Annotated in this window: 14 protein-coding genes; 2 read left to right on the forward strand and 12 right to left on the reverse strand. The window is 58.2% G+C overall.

Annotated elements, in window-relative coordinates:
* Positions 1-14: 14 nt before the first annotated feature.
* Together FEE99_RS13925 and ccoG are read right to left on the reverse strand one after the other, a co-directional pair.
* The gene (locus FEE99_RS13925) at positions 15-554 is read right to left on the reverse strand and encodes a FixH family protein (protein WP_041479088.1); all 540 of its coding nucleotides are present in this window, start codon (positions 552-554) and stop codon (positions 15-17) included.
* Positions 555-567: 13 nt separating this feature from the next.
* Positions 568-1,983, reverse strand: coding sequence for a cytochrome c oxidase accessory protein CcoG (gene ccoG, locus FEE99_RS13930; RefSeq protein WP_041479087.1), 1,416 nt, complete (start codon positions 1,981-1,983; stop codon positions 568-570).
* 482 nt (positions 1,984-2,465) lie between these two features.
* On the opposite strand from ccoG, the gene FEE99_RS13935 reads away from it, so the two are divergent.
* Complete coding sequence (locus tag FEE99_RS13935; protein ID WP_041479086.1) at positions 2,466-3,470, forward strand: metallophosphoesterase family protein; 1,005 nt, start codon at positions 2,466-2,468, stop codon at positions 3,468-3,470.
* 38 nt (positions 3,471-3,508) lie between these two features.
* Here FEE99_RS13935 and FEE99_RS13940 read toward each other — a convergent pair whose 3' ends face one another.
* From FEE99_RS13940 to ccoN (FEE99_RS13985), 10 genes are all read right to left on the reverse strand, one after another.
* Positions 3,509-3,928, reverse strand: a complete 420-nt coding sequence (locus FEE99_RS13940; protein ID WP_041479085.1) for a type II toxin-antitoxin system VapC family toxin — start codon at positions 3,926-3,928, stop codon at positions 3,509-3,511.
* On the reverse strand, positions 3,928-4,182 hold the full coding sequence (locus tag FEE99_RS13945) for a type II toxin-antitoxin system Phd/YefM family antitoxin (protein WP_041479165.1): 255 nt from the start codon (positions 4,180-4,182) through the stop codon (positions 3,928-3,930). Before FEE99_RS13945 ends, FEE99_RS13940 begins: the two co-directional genes overlap by 1 nt.
* A 524-nt stretch (positions 4,183-4,706) precedes the next feature.
* Complete coding sequence (gene ccoP / locus FEE99_RS13950; RefSeq protein ID WP_041479083.1) at positions 4,707-5,690, reverse strand: cytochrome-c oxidase, cbb3-type subunit III; 984 nt, start codon at positions 5,688-5,690, stop codon at positions 4,707-4,709.
* Positions 5,687-5,872 (reverse strand): CcoQ/FixQ family Cbb3-type cytochrome c oxidase assembly chaperone, encoded by a 186-nt coding sequence (locus FEE99_RS13955; protein WP_016775513.1) that lies wholly within the window; start codon positions 5,870-5,872, stop codon positions 5,687-5,689. The genes ccoP (FEE99_RS13950) and FEE99_RS13955 overlap by 4 nt, the downstream gene beginning before the upstream one ends.
* A gap of 5 nt (positions 5,873-5,877) precedes the next feature.
* On the reverse strand, positions 5,878-6,486 hold the full coding sequence (ccoO, locus tag FEE99_RS13960; RefSeq protein ID WP_007917161.1) for a cytochrome-c oxidase, cbb3-type subunit II: 609 nt from the start codon (positions 6,484-6,486) through the stop codon (positions 5,878-5,880).
* Positions 6,486-7,928 carry a cytochrome-c oxidase, cbb3-type subunit I gene (gene ccoN, locus FEE99_RS13965; protein WP_024012334.1) on the reverse strand — a complete coding sequence of 481 codons (1,443 nt, stop codon included), beginning with the start codon at positions 7,926-7,928 and terminating at the stop codon, positions 6,486-6,488. The genes ccoO (FEE99_RS13960) and ccoN (FEE99_RS13965) overlap by 1 nt, the downstream gene beginning before the upstream one ends.
* Positions 7,929-8,427: 499 nt before the next feature.
* A complete protein-coding gene (gene ccoP / locus FEE99_RS13970) occupies positions 8,428-9,384 on the reverse strand; it encodes a cytochrome-c oxidase, cbb3-type subunit III (RefSeq protein WP_041479082.1) in 957 nt (318 codons plus the stop codon).
* Entirely contained in the window at positions 9,381-9,578 is a 198-nt protein-coding gene (locus FEE99_RS13975) for a cbb3-type cytochrome oxidase subunit 3 (RefSeq protein ID WP_041479081.1), read from the reverse strand. The genes ccoP (FEE99_RS13970) and FEE99_RS13975 overlap by 4 nt, the downstream gene beginning before the upstream one ends.
* 3 nt (positions 9,579-9,581) lie before the next feature.
* Positions 9,582-10,190, reverse strand: a complete 609-nt coding sequence (gene ccoO / locus FEE99_RS13980) for a cytochrome-c oxidase, cbb3-type subunit II (protein WP_003223389.1) — start codon at positions 10,188-10,190, stop codon at positions 9,582-9,584.
* Positions 10,191-10,200: 10 nt separating this feature from the next.
* Positions 10,201-11,625: a cytochrome-c oxidase, cbb3-type subunit I gene (ccoN, locus tag FEE99_RS13985; RefSeq protein ID WP_024012337.1), complete on the reverse strand. Its 1,425-nt coding sequence runs from the start codon at positions 11,623-11,625 to the stop codon at positions 10,201-10,203.
* 90 nt (positions 11,626-11,715) lie between these two features.
* Between ccoN (FEE99_RS13985) and FEE99_RS13990 the strand changes: the two genes are divergently transcribed.
* Positions 11,716-12,396, forward strand: coding sequence for an alpha/beta family hydrolase (locus tag FEE99_RS13990; protein ID WP_041479079.1), 681 nt, complete (start codon positions 11,716-11,718; stop codon positions 12,394-12,396).
* Positions 12,397-12,738 lie beyond the last annotated feature (342 nt).

Raw genomic sequence — 12,738 nt, forward strand, 5'->3', positions numbered from 1 at the left:
GATCAGATTAAGGCTTAGTTTTTCAGGTCTTCGGCACCCTGCAATGGCTCATCACCCAGCAGCAGCTCCTTGTCATGGCTGACCAGCTCTTCTTCAAACATGCGCCACACGTGCTCATCCTGGCTGCCAAGCAACTCGACAAACCGTCGCCCTTCGACCTTGTCGCTTAGCTGGCCGATGTAGCGCCCGCTCTCGCTGCCACTGCGGGTCAGCACGATCTTGCGATCCTTCTCCGGCTGGGTTGGCGAGATCAGGTTCAGTTCCAGAGTTTGCGGCTGGCTGTCACCGTTCAAGCGCAAGTCGACTTCCCCGGTCACATCATCCAGATGCACCGCTGCACGCAGCTTCAGGGTTTGCGCCAGCAACTCGCGATCCAGTGAACGGTTGATGCCTTTGCCTGCTTCGTAATAGTTGTCGTTGACCAGATTGTCCGGGTTGTTCACCGCGATGGTCACCATCGACAGGGTCAAGGCCACCGAGCAGGCCAGAATCGCGATGATGATCCACGGCCAGAGGTGCTTGTACCAGGGACTTGCGGCGTTTGCAGCGGGCATGTTCAAAATTCTCTCAACGGATTTGTGGGCCGATGAATCGGCTCTTGGCTTCAACGTGGACGCTGTTGTCATCGGCGTCCTTGAGGATGAATTTCACCTCGTTGGTGCTCGATGGCAGTTGTTCCGGTGCGCTGGACAACTCGACCGGCATGCTGACGATATCCCCGGCGGCAACCTTGATCTCGCGCTTGCCTTGCAGGCGCAGGTCCGGCAGACCCTCGGCTTGCAGCAGGTAAGTGTGGTCGCGCTGATCCTTGTTCATGATCTTCAGGCTGTAGACGTTTTCGATCCGGCCTTCAGCGTTTTCGCGGTACAGCACGCGGTCTTTGCTGACGTCGAAGCCGACCAGTGAACGCATGAAGAACGCGGCGACCAACAGGCTGATCATCGCCAGCAGCACCACGGCGTAGCCGATCAGGCGCGGTCGCAGTTTATGGGTTTTCTGCCCGGAGAGGTTGTGTTCGGTGGTGTAACTGATCAGGCCGCGCGGGTAATCCATCTTGTCCATGATGCTGTCGCAAGCGTCGATGCACGCCGCGCAGCCGATGCATTCGATCTGCAGGCCATCGCGGATGTCGATGCCGGTCGGGCAGACCTGCACGCACATCGTGCAATCGATGCAATCGCCCAGCCCCAGCGCCTTGTAGTCGATGCCTTTCTTGCGCGGCCCACGGCTTTCGCCACGGCGCGGGTCGTAGGAAACGATCAGCGTGTCCTTGTCGAACATCACGCTCTGGAAGCGCGCATACGGGCACATGTAGATGCACACCTGCTCACGTAACCAACCGGCGTTGCCGTACGTGGCAAGGGTGAAAAAACCGACCCAGAAATACGACCAGCCATCGGCCTGCCCGGTGAAAAACTCGATGACCAGTTCGCGGATCGGCGAGAAGTAGCCGACAAAGGTCATGCCGGTGACGAAACCGATCAGCAGCCACAGCGAGTGCTTGGCCAGCTTGCGCAGGAATTTGTTGGCGCTCATCGGCGCCTTGTCGAGCTTGATGCGCTGGTTGCGGTCGCCTTCGGTGACCTTTTCACACCACATGAAAATCCACGTCCACACGCTCTGCGGGCAGGTATAACCGCACCAGACGCGCCCGGCATAGACAGTGATGAAGAACAGGCCGAACGCGGCAATGATCAACAGGCCCGAGAGCAGGATGAAATCCTGTGGCCAGAAAGTCGCGCCGAAGATGAAGAACTTGCGCTCCGGCAGGTTCCACCACACCGCCTGATGACCGCCCCAGTTCAGCCACACCGTGCCGAAATACAGCAGAAACAACGCCGCACCGCCAAGCATCCGCAGATTGCGGAACAAGCCGGTGAAGGCCCGGGTGTAGATTTTTTCTCGCGAGGCATAAAGATCGACGCTGTTGTTCGCGTTCTTGCTCGGTGGCGTGACGTCGTGTACCGGAATCTGATTGCTCATCATTGCATCCCACGGCAGTGGAAAAATGCCTCGGTCGATACGTGCCAACCGAGGTCAAAAAGGCTGTTGCAGTAGCGCGATGATACGCCTGCCGCTCTGGCTCAAGGGTGCGACCTTTGGTCGCGTTGGGTAAAAAATGCGGATGGTGTAGCGATTGCGCAAAAGCCTGACGCAGGTCAATTGACTTGTTGAGTATGGACGCTTTTGCCGAAGTGGCTAGTTCATCCTTTCAATTGTTTGTTCACCCACTGCCGTTGATTTCGCAAGTTGAATAACACCCGTGATTGTTTTCGTCCAGGCGACAAGTCAGGCCGGACGCTACGGGTTTCTATTGATTCGTATGTTGTAAGTTGTTGGGTCTGAAATATATTCACTCGATTGTTGTTGGTGAAGGCTTTGAAGTTTTCGCTGTATTCGAATAAGTTCTGTTCGCGCGAAACTTCTTTTGCGTATCGAAAATTAATTGAAATGGAATTTCAAGCATGGCTTTGAATAAATTCATGAGCATCTTTATGGGTGCTTGTCTGGTAGCTTCGGCTATTACCGCTCAGGCTACAACTGGCATGCCGAAACATATGGTCTTTACTTCGGATACTCAATATCCATGGACAGACAAAACCGATATCCGCGAGCCCGAATCGGATTCAGAATTCACGGCGCGCTCGAAATGGCTGATTGAAACCCAACTTGCGAGCATTGCCGAATTCAGAAATCAACACGGCTCTCAAGCGCAGGTTCCTTTGATGATCAATGGCGATATAACCGCTTTTGGTCATGGCTGGCAGCGCTCGTTCATGAAGGATTCGCTGAACAGGCACTTCAAGGGTGAATATCTTTACGGCTTGGGTAATCACGACTATGAAAACAATGTTGATGATTGCTTTACCAATAACTGTGCTGCAGGAAGTATTGTCGAGTTCAAAGAGCATCATGAAGGTAAAGTCGATAACTTTGATCTGAAAATCACTGACGGTTTTCTGAGCAGGACGTATTCCGGTAGCCTCGCCTATTCGAAAAATATCGGCGAAGTGCATATGGTTCAGCTCAATAATGAGCCGACCTATACCGCCCGGATTGCTCATCCGTTGAACCCGACAACGTTCGAAATCAACGACGCACTGGACTGGCTCGAGACCGATCTGCGACTGGCGCGAGCGTCGGGCTACGCCATCATTATCAATATGCATAAACCCTTGCGGCACCAGGGCAGCCCCGAGCAGAAGAAGCGTTTCCATGACATGGTCAACAAGTACCAGGTGACGGCCATGTTCGCCGGCCACCTGCATACCGAGGGAGGAAGTTCCTACTGGGAAGGCAGCGTCCCCATGTATCTCAGCGGAAGCACCTCTCAGCAAACCTACCTGACTGCGAATTTCACCGAGGATCGCAAGCATTTGCAGATCTATCTGGTGAAGAACAACCAGTGGCGTGAACGGACGCTGATCGATACCACAGTTGTGCATTCAATCTTCGCCCAACGCCCATGAAAAAAGCCCCGCCGGTGATAGGGCGGGGTGTTCAGCAGTCAGTTATTCGCAGCGATCCATGGGTTGATCAGATTGACGCCGCTGAGTTGAAAGTCCGCAATGTTGCGAGTTACCAGCGTAAGCCCGTGCACAAGCGCGGTGGCGGCGATCAAGGCGTCGCATTCACTGCTGCGGTCGGGAACATGCAATCGTGCGCACCGGGTGGCGACGCTGGTATCGACAGGCAGGATTCTTCCAGAGAACGCCGGTTTGACGTGATGTTCCAGCCAGTTGCGCAGCAGCTGGCCTTGTGGAGGGTCACGACGTTCGATACGCAGGACGCCCGTTTCCAGTTCCAGCACAGTGATTGCAGATAGATACAGGCTGGCTGGGGAAACGCTGTTTGCCCATTTCACCACATGCCTGTCGGCTTGGTTTTTCCGCAACTCGGAAACTACATTGGTATCCAGTAGAAACATCAGGAAAGGTCCACGCTGCGAGGATTGATGACAGCGCGCTCGGGTTCGAATTCGATTTCAAGCGCATTCGGCATCGCCAGCAGCTCAACGATGCTGGTCTCGCAACCGGTCAGTTTCTGGTACTCCTCAATGCTGAGCAATACGTGGGCAGGCCTGCCTCGGTCAGTAATGATTACTGGACCTTGACGCGTGGCTTTTTTGGCTGCACTGGTGTCCTGATTGAACTCGCGGCTGGAAATGGTGGTGATGGCCATCATGTTTGGCCTCCAGAAATTCTGATGTAGGAACGTTACTATTTTGAGGTTTTCACCGCAATTGGAAAGGCAGGTCGGGGACGATCGGTTTGTCAATTTCATAAGGGCACCGGCGAAGGCGCCTCCCGCCAAGGCGTGAGGCGCTGGATACAGGGCGTAAATTCGGTGTTTTTGCTGCCCTTGTCAGAGCAATCTACCGCCGCCGAGGCCGTCGAGTCCGCCACCGTTACCGGGGCTGTTCATGGTTTGCTGCGATACCTCGAGTAACGGTTTCACAGATGTTCGTTCGAACCCTGCCCTATGGGTAGAGCCGGGTTGAGGCTGATTTTGCAGTGTGCTTTGGTGATCTTTCGACATTGGGGCTTCATCCTTGAAGTGGACCCGATAGGCTTATCGGGCGAAAAAACCTACCGTGCATCGCAGCTGAGGTCCATTAAGCAAGCGTTTCGAATCATGAATGCGAGCATGAAAAAAGGCCCCGCCAATTCCGATTGGCGGGGCCTTTTTTGCTTCAAGCGTTGGCCTTACTCAGCCTTCGACTCCGGTGCTTTTTCACCGTGAGACAGGCTGTAAACATACGCCGCCAGCAGGTGCACCTTGTCATTGCCCTGCAGTTGTTCCTGCGCAGGCATCTGGCCCTGACGACCGTAGCGGATGGTCTGCTGCAGTTGCGCGAAGCTCGAGCCGTAGATGAATGCGCCCGGATGGGTCAGGTCGGGCGCACCCATGGCCGGCGTGCCTTTACCGGCAGGGCCGTGGCAAGCCACGCAGTTGGCGGCGAAGAGTTTCTGGCCGTTGGCCGGGTCGGCCTTGGTGCCTTCCGGCAGTTTGCGCCCGTCGAGGTTGGTCACCACGAAGGCCGCTACGTCAGCCACGCCTTGCTCACCGATCACTTCCGCCCACGCCGGCATCACCGCGTGGCGGCCGCCCATGATGGTGGTCTTGATGGTTTCCGGCTCACCGCCCCAGCGCCAGTCGGCGTCGGTCAGGTTGGGGAAGCCATAGGCGCCCTTGGCGTCGGAGCCGTGGCACACCGAGCAGTTGGACGCGAACAGACGGCCGCCCATCTTCAGTGCTTGCGGATCCTTGGCGACTTCTTCGATCGGCATCGCCGCGAACTTGGCGAAAATCGGACCGAAGCGAGCGTCCGAACGGGCCATTTCCTTTTCCCACTCGTGGACGCCGGTCCAGCCGGTCTGGCCGTTAGCGAACGCGGTCTGTTTCTCGGTATCCAGATAGTTGTAGCCCGGCAGCAGACCTTTCCAGTTGCCCAGACCCGGATACAGCACCAGATAACCCAGGGCAAAAATGATGGTGCCGACGAACAGCATGAACCACCATTTCGGCAGCGGGTTGTCGTACTCCTCGATCCCGTCGAAGGAGTGGCCGACAGTCTCGTCCGTCTGTTCGCTGCGCTGGCCCTTGCGGGTCGACAGCAGCAGCCAGGTCAGGGCGAAGATCGTACCGAGACTGAGGACTGTGACGTACAGACTCCAGAATGTAGTCATTCTTTGTTACTCCTAGAAGCTTGCTCGACGTGCTTGATGGCTTCGGGATCATCGGCAAAAGGCAGCATGGTCGCATCGTCGAATTCCGACTTGCGCTTGGGGCTGAACACCCACAAGGCCAGACCGATGAAGGCCACCATCACGACAACGGTGCCCAGGCCTCGAATCATCCCGATATCCATCAGATTCACCGTTTGCTTTTGATGATGGTGCCCAGGCCTTGCAGATAGGCCACCAGCGCGTCCATTTCGGTTTTGCCCTTCACGGCATCCTGTGCACCGGCGATGTCTTCGTCGGTGTACGGCACGCCGAGGGTGCGCAAGACTTCCATTTTTTTCGCGGTTTCCTTGCCGTCGAGCTTGTTTTCCACGAGGAACGGGTAAGCCGGCATTTTCGACTCGGGGACCACGTTGCGCGGGTTGTACAAGTGCGCACGTTGCCAGTCATCGGAGTAACGACCGCCCACGCGGGCCAGGTCCGGACCGGTACGTTTGGAACCCCACAGGAACGGGTGATCCCAGACGCTTTCACCGGCAACCGAATAGTGGCCGTAGCGTTCGGTTTCAGCGCGGAACGGGCGGATCATCTGCGAGTGGCAGCCGACACAACCGTTGGCGATGTAGACGTCGCGGCCTTCCAGTTCCAGCGCCGAACGTGGCTTCATGCCCTCGACCGGCTTGTTGGTGACGTCCTGGAAGAACAGCGGAACAATTTGGGTCAGGCCACCAACGCTGACGGCGATGACCATGAAGAAGGCCAGCAGGCCAATATTCTTCTCGACAGCTTCATGCTTCATCAGTGAGCTCCAACGACGGCAATCTTGGCGGCGGCTTCGGCTTCAACCGGATCCGACGCACGTACGGTGCGGTACACGTTGTAAGCCATCAGCAGCATGCCGCTGGCGAAGAAAGCACCGCCCAGCGCGCGGACGATGAAGCCCGGGTGGCTGGCCTGCAGCGCTTCGACGAACGAGTAGGTGAGGGTGCCGTCATCGTTGATTGCACGCCACATCAGGCCCTGGGTGATGCCGTTGACCCACATCGACGCGATGTAGAGCACGGTACCGATGGTCGCAAGCCAGAAGTGCGCATTGATCAGCCCGGTGCTGTGCATCTGCGCGCGGCCGAACAGTTTCGGGATCATGTGGTAGATCGCGCCGATCGAGATCATTGCTACCCAACCGAGGGCGCCGGCGTGGACGTGGCCGATGGTCCAGTCGGTGTAGTGCGAGAGCGAGTTGACGGTCTTGATCGCCATCATCGGCCCTTCGAAGGTCGACATGCCGTAGAACGCCAGCGATACCACGAGGAAGCGCAGGATCGGGTCGGTGCGCAATTTATGCCAGGCGCCCGACAGGGTCATCATGCCGTTGATCATGCCGCCCCAGCTTGGCGCCAGGAGGATGATCGACATCGCCATGCCCAGCGATTGCGCCCAGTCCGGCAGGGCGGTGTAGTGCAGGTGGTGCGGGCCGGCCCAGATGTACAGGGTGATCAGCGCCCAGAAGTGCACGATCGACAGACGATAGGAGTAGATCGGGCGTTCGGCCTGTTTCGGCACGAAGTAGTACATCATCCCGAGGAAACCGGTGGTCAGGAAGAAGCCCACCGCGTTGTGGCCGTACCACCACTGGATCATCGCGTCAGTGGCGCCGGAGTAGGCCGAATACGACTTGAACAGGCTGACCGGCAGCGACATGTGGTTGACGATGTGCAGCATCGCGGTGACCACGATGAACGCCCCGTAGAACCAGTTGCCGACATAGATGTGCTTGGTTTTGCGCTTGGTGATGGTGCCGAAGAACACCAGACCGTAAGTGACCCAGACAATTGCCAGCAGAATCGCGATCGGCCATTCCAGTTCGGCGTATTCCTTGGTGGTGGTGTAACCCAGCGGCAAGGTAATGATTGCGCCGACGATGACCGCTTGCCAGCCCCAGAAGGTGAAGGCCGCGAGGCTGTCGGAAATCAGTCGCGTCTGGCAGGTTCGCTGCACGACATAGTAGGAAGTGGCAAACAGTGCACAACCGCCGAAGGCGAAAATCACCAGGTTTGTGTGCAACGGGCGCAAGCGTCCAAAGCTCGTCCACGGCAGACCGAAGTTCAGTTCCGGCCAGACCAGTTGCGAGGCGATGAAGACACCGAGCCCCATGCCAAGGATCCCCCAGACCACCGTCATGATGGCGAACTGGCGGACTACCTTATAGTTATAAGCAGTCGGACTGATTGCTGTGCTCATTCTAAGGTTCCACGGTTTGGGTATTTTTATAGGGATAAAATCGGCCGCAAGTATGTATAAAGCAGGGGGTCATTGCAACGCGCCATGACCTGGGTCAATGCTTTCCAACGCTGATTCTGCGGCCTTTCCATGCGCCGCGTAGGGTCAAAAATGGCCTCTGACAAAATGTCGCAGTGCGCGTAAAAAGCTCGCAATCCGGATCGCCGTCAACGGTGCCCGTTCACAGGTCGTGATCGGGAAATTGCGGGCAATCGGCGCAACAGCCGTTATCTACCTGCGTTTGCGGCGAATCCATCAACCGGTTCACGGCGCGCATCGTTCGGGATTGATCTGGAAACCGACTTCAGCCGGTCCGCTTCGATGAAGCGTAGACCCGAATCCGGGGTTCCGAAAGGAGAGGGCGTGAGGGGTGCGACAAAAAGAAGCAGCTACGAGCTGCAAGCTGCAAGCGACAAGTGGGTACAAGTCGCCTGCAGATTTGTATACATGGATGTTGTTTTTACTTGGAGCTTTCAGCTTGAAGCTTGCCGCTCAATTGCTCATCATTTTTCGAAAGGCTGTACACATAAGCGGCGAGCAATTGCACTTTATCGTTGCCCAGCAATTCGTTCTGCGCTGGCATATGCCCCTGACGACCATGGCGAATGGTCTGCTCCAGTTGGGTCAGGCTGGTGCCATAAATGAAGCCGGCCGGGTGGGTAAGATTCGGTGCGCCCATGGCAGGGGTGCCTTGGCCAGTTGCGCCGTGGCAAGCCACGCACGTGGTGCTGAACGCCTGCTGCCCGGCTTGCAGGTCTGCCTTGCTGTCGGCAGGTAGCGGCAGGCCGGCGAGTTCGTGGCGCACGTAGGCGGCAACGTTTTTCACCCCGGCCTCACCGAGCACTTCGCCCCAGGCCGGCATAGCCGCCATGCGGCCGCCCATGATGGTGGTCTTGATCGTCTCGGCATCGCCGCCCCAGCGCCAGTCGCTGTCGGCAAGGTTAGGGAAGCCGAACGCGCCCTTGGCATCCGAGCCGTGGCACACCGAGCAATTGGACGCGAACAGACGACCGCCCATTTTCAGCGCCTGCGGATCCTTGGCCACTTCTTCCAGCGGCATCGCCGCGAATTTGGCGAAGATCGGCCCGAACCGGGCGTCCGCCTTGTTCATTTCCTTTTCCCATTCGTGCACGCCTGTCCAGCCATCCTCATAGCCGGGCAGGATGCCTTTCCAGTTGCCCAGGCCCGGATAGAGAATCAGATAACCCACCGAGAACACCAGCGTGCCGGCGAACAGCATGAACCACCACTGCGGCAGTGGATTGTCGTATTCCTCGATGCCGTCGAAGCTGTGGCCCATGGTCTGGTCGACGCTGCCCTTGGTCTCGCCCCGGCGCGTGCCGATCAGCAACCAGGTCAGGCCGATCAGGCTGCCAATGGTCAGTACGCAGATCCACGTACTCCAGAAGGTGGTCATGGCCGGGTACTCCTTGTTTCAGGGGCTGAAATTGTTTCGGGTAGTGGTTCGTCGGCGAACGGCAGCAGGCGTGCTTCGGCGAATTCCGGGGTGCGCTTGCGGTTGAACACCCACAAGGTCAGGCCGACGAACGCTACAAACACGACAACCGTGCCCAAACCGCGGATCAGGCCAGTGCTCATCTCAATGACCATGGCTCACCTCTTGCTCTTGATTGCAGTGCCGAGCACTTGCAGGTAGGAAACGAGGGCGTCCATTTCGGTCTTGCCCTTGAGGCTGGCGACTGCGCCGCTGATGTCGTCGTCGGTGTAAGGCACGCCGAGGGTGCGCATGGTCTTGAGCTTGGTTTCGGTGTGGCTGCTGTCGACCGCTTGCGTGACCAGCCACGGGTAGGCCGGCATCTTCGACTCCGGCACGACGTTGCGGGGGTTGTACAAGTGCGCGCGGTGCCAGTCATCCGAGTAACGCGCGCCAACGCGGGCGAGGTCCGGACCGGTACGTTTCGAACCCCACAGGAACGGGTGATCCCAAACGCTTTCGCCCGCAACCGAGTAGTGCCCGTAGCGTTCGGTTTCGGCGCGGAACGGACGGATCATCTGCGAGTGGCAACCGACGCAGCCTTCGCGGATGTAGATATCGCGACCTTCCAGTTGCAGCGCGGTATAGGGCTTCATGCCTTCCACCGGTTTGTTGGTGACGTCCTGGAAGAACAGTGGGACGATCTGGGTCAGGCCGCCGATGCTCACGGCGAACACCATCAGCAGCATCAGCAGGCCGACGTTCTTTTCAATCGTTTCGTGTTTCATGGCGGACTCCTCAGGCCATCTGCGCGGCAGCGACGACGTCGGCAGGCTGCGAGGCCCGCACGGTGCGCCAGGTGTTGTAAGCCATCAGCAACATGCCGCTTAAGAAAATCGCCCCGCCGATCAGTCGCACGACAAAGCCCGGATGGCTGGCCACCAGGGTTTCGACGAAGGAATACGTCAGCGTGCCGTCCTCGTTGACTGCGCGCCACATCAGGCCCTGGGCGATGCCGTTGACCCACATCGAGGCGATGTAGAGCACGGTGCCGATGGTCGCGAGCCAGAAGTGCGCGTTGATCAAACCGACGCTGTGCATCTGCGCTTTGCCGAAGATTTTCGGGATCATGTGGTACAGCGCGCCGATCGAGATCATCGCCACCCAGCCGAGTGCGCCGGCGTGAACGTGGCCGATGGTCCAGTCGGTGTAGTGGGAGAGGGCGTTGACAGTCTTGATGGCCATCATCGGACCTTCGAAGGTCGACATGCCGTAGAACGCCAGCGAGACCACGAGGAAACGCAGAATCGGGTCGCTGCGCAACTTATGCCAGGCGCCCGAGAGGGTCATCATGCCGTTGATCATGCCGCCCCAGCTCGGTGCCAGCAGGATCAGCGACATCACCATGCCCAGTGACTGTGCCCAGTCCGGCAGCGCGGTGTAGTGCAAGTGGTGCGGGCCGGCCCAGATGTACAGGGTGATCAAGGCCCAGAAGTGCACGATCGACAGGCGATACGAGTACACCGGACGCTCGGCCTGTTTCGGCACGAAGTAATACATCATCCCGAGGAAACCGGCGGTGAGGAAAAAGCCCACAGCGTTGTGGCCGTACCACCACTGCACCATCGCGTCGGTTGCACCGGCGTACACCGAGTAGGACTTGGTGAAACTCACCGGCAACTCAAGGTTGTTGACGATGTGGAGGATCGCCACGGTGATGATGAACGCGCCGAAGAACCAGTTGCCCACATAGATGTGTTTGGTTTTGCGCTGCATGATCGTGCCGAAGAACACGATCGCGTAGGCGACCCAGACGATGGTGATCAGGATGTCGATCGGCCATTCCAGCTCGGCGTATTCCTTGGAGCTGGTGTAACCCAGCGGCAGGCTGATCGCCGCCAGCAGGATCACCAGTTGCCAGCCCCAGAAGCAGAACGCGGCGATTTGCGGCGCGAACAATTGCGTCTGGCAGGTGCGTTGCACCGAATAGAAAGAGCTGGCGAACAGCGCGCAGCCACCGAAGGCGAAGATCACCGCGTTGGTGTGCAGCGGGCGCAGACGGCCGAAACTGGTCCAGGGCAAATTGAAGTTGAGTTCCGGCCAGACCAATTGCGCCGCGAGAAAAACCCCGAGGCCCATGCCGACGATGCCCCACACCACCGTCATAATGGCGAATTGGCGGACCACCTTGTAGTTGTAGGCGGTACTGATAGAAGTGTTCATGGTTCCCCATCCACGGTTCAGCCGAAGTGAGCGCGCAAACGGCGCGAATCCTTCGCCTGGAGTTATAGGCAGACTAAAAGCGAGGCAAGCATGGACAAACAGCACAAGGCCAGTATTGACGGGGATCAATGGGCGCAGTGTGTGCTCGATCATGGATGGTTGTGGGATGCCGCTGTTGGTGAGGCTTCGGCAACGCTGATTCTGGCGCACGGGTCGGGGGCGCCGATGGATAGCGAGTGGATGATCGACATGGCTGGGCGCCTTGCCGGGCTTGGGGTCAACGTGTTGCGCTTTGAGTTTCCCTATATGGCGCAGCGGCGGGTGGATGGGGTTAAGCGGCCGCCGAATCCTGCGCCGAAACTGTTGGATTGCTGGCGGGAGGTGTTTGCGCTTGTGCGGCGTCATGTCGCTGGGCCGTTGGCGATTGGCGGCAAGTCCATGGGTGGGCGGATGGCGAGTCTGGTGGCGGATGAGTTGGGGGTGGATGCGTTGGTATGTCTGGGGTATCCGTTTTATGCGGCTGGGAAACCGGAGAAACCGCGGGTTGAGCATTTGGCTTCGTTGCGCACGCGGGCGTTGATTGTGCAGGGGGAGCGGGACGCTCTGGGGAATCGCGAGGCGGTTGAGGGGTATTCGTTAGCGCCGGGGATTGAGGTGTTTTGGTTGGTGGCGGGGGATCATGATTTGAAGCCGTTGAAGGTTTCTGGGTTTACGCATGAACAGCATTTGGCCAGCGCCGCGCAGAAAGTATCCGAGTTTCTCAAGGGTTAACCGAGATTCTGTTTTCCATGGAGATCGGCTCCCTTTCCCCCTCGCCCCCTTGGGGTGAGGGGGTAGCTGTTGATCTTGCTTTTGGGGGCATATCCGTTGCTTCGGGAGCTGCGGCTGGCGGTTTCGCCTGACGGCGACTTACTTTTTACAAGCGCCAAAAAAAGTAAGCAAAAAACGCTAGCTCCTGCGTTCGGCCCTCGCAGGCTCGGGTCCCTTCGCTCCGGGACTGATCCGGGCGCAGCGGCTACGGTTTGCTTCGCTGCACCTCCTTCCGCTGTGTCTGGCTGCGCCAGACGGTCGCTGCGCTCCCACGCCCGGATCAATCCCTCCACTCAGCCTTCC

Source organism: Pseudomonas sp. ef1, assembly GCF_007293365.2.
In the GTDB taxonomy this organism is placed as follows: domain Bacteria; phylum Pseudomonadota; class Gammaproteobacteria; order Pseudomonadales; family Pseudomonadaceae; genus Aquipseudomonas; species Aquipseudomonas siliginis.

Bases quoted from the DNA above. Each gene is read 5' to 3' on its own strand.
- FEE99_RS13975 (WP_041479081.1), bottom strand. From the start codon at position 9,578: ATGGTCATTGAGATGAGCACTGGCCTGATCCGCGGTTTGGGCACGGTT.
- ccoP (WP_041479082.1), bottom strand. From the start codon at position 9,384: ATGACCACCTTCTGGAGTACGTGGATCTGCGTACTGACCATTGGCAGC.
- FEE99_RS13925 (WP_041479088.1), bottom strand. From the start codon at position 554: ATGCCCGCTGCAAACGCCGCAAGTCCCTGGTACAAGCACCTCTGGCCG.
- FEE99_RS13990 (WP_041479079.1), top strand. From the start codon at position 11,716: ATGGACAAACAGCACAAGGCCAGTATTGACGGGGATCAATGGGCGCAG.
- FEE99_RS13940 (WP_041479085.1), bottom strand. From the start codon at position 3,928: ATGTTTCTACTGGATACCAATGTAGTTTCCGAGTTGCGGAAAAACCAA.
- ccoO (WP_007917161.1), bottom strand. From the start codon at position 6,486: ATGAAGCATGAAGCTGTCGAGAAGAATATTGGCCTGCTGGCCTTCTTC.
- FEE99_RS13945 (WP_041479165.1), bottom strand. From the start codon at position 4,182: ATGGCCATCACCACCATTTCCAGCCGCGAGTTCAATCAGGACACCAGT.
- ccoO (WP_003223389.1), bottom strand. From the start codon at position 10,190: ATGAAACACGAAACGATTGAAAAGAACGTCGGCCTGCTGATGCTGCTG.
- ccoP (WP_041479083.1), bottom strand. From the start codon at position 5,690: ATGACTACATTCTGGAGTCTGTACGTCACAGTCCTCAGTCTCGGTACG.
- ccoN (WP_024012334.1), bottom strand. From the start codon at position 7,928: ATGAGCACAGCAATCAGTCCGACTGCTTATAACTATAAGGTAGTCCGC.
- ccoG (WP_041479087.1), bottom strand. From the start codon at position 1,983: ATGAGCAATCAGATTCCGGTACACGACGTCACGCCACCGAGCAAGAAC.
- FEE99_RS13935 (WP_041479086.1), top strand. From the start codon at position 2,466: ATGGCTTTGAATAAATTCATGAGCATCTTTATGGGTGCTTGTCTGGTA.
- FEE99_RS13955 (WP_016775513.1), bottom strand. From the start codon at position 5,872: ATGGATATCGGGATGATTCGAGGCCTGGGCACCGTTGTCGTGATGGTG.
- ccoN (WP_024012337.1), bottom strand. From the start codon at position 11,625: ATGAACACTTCTATCAGTACCGCCTACAACTACAAGGTGGTCCGCCAA.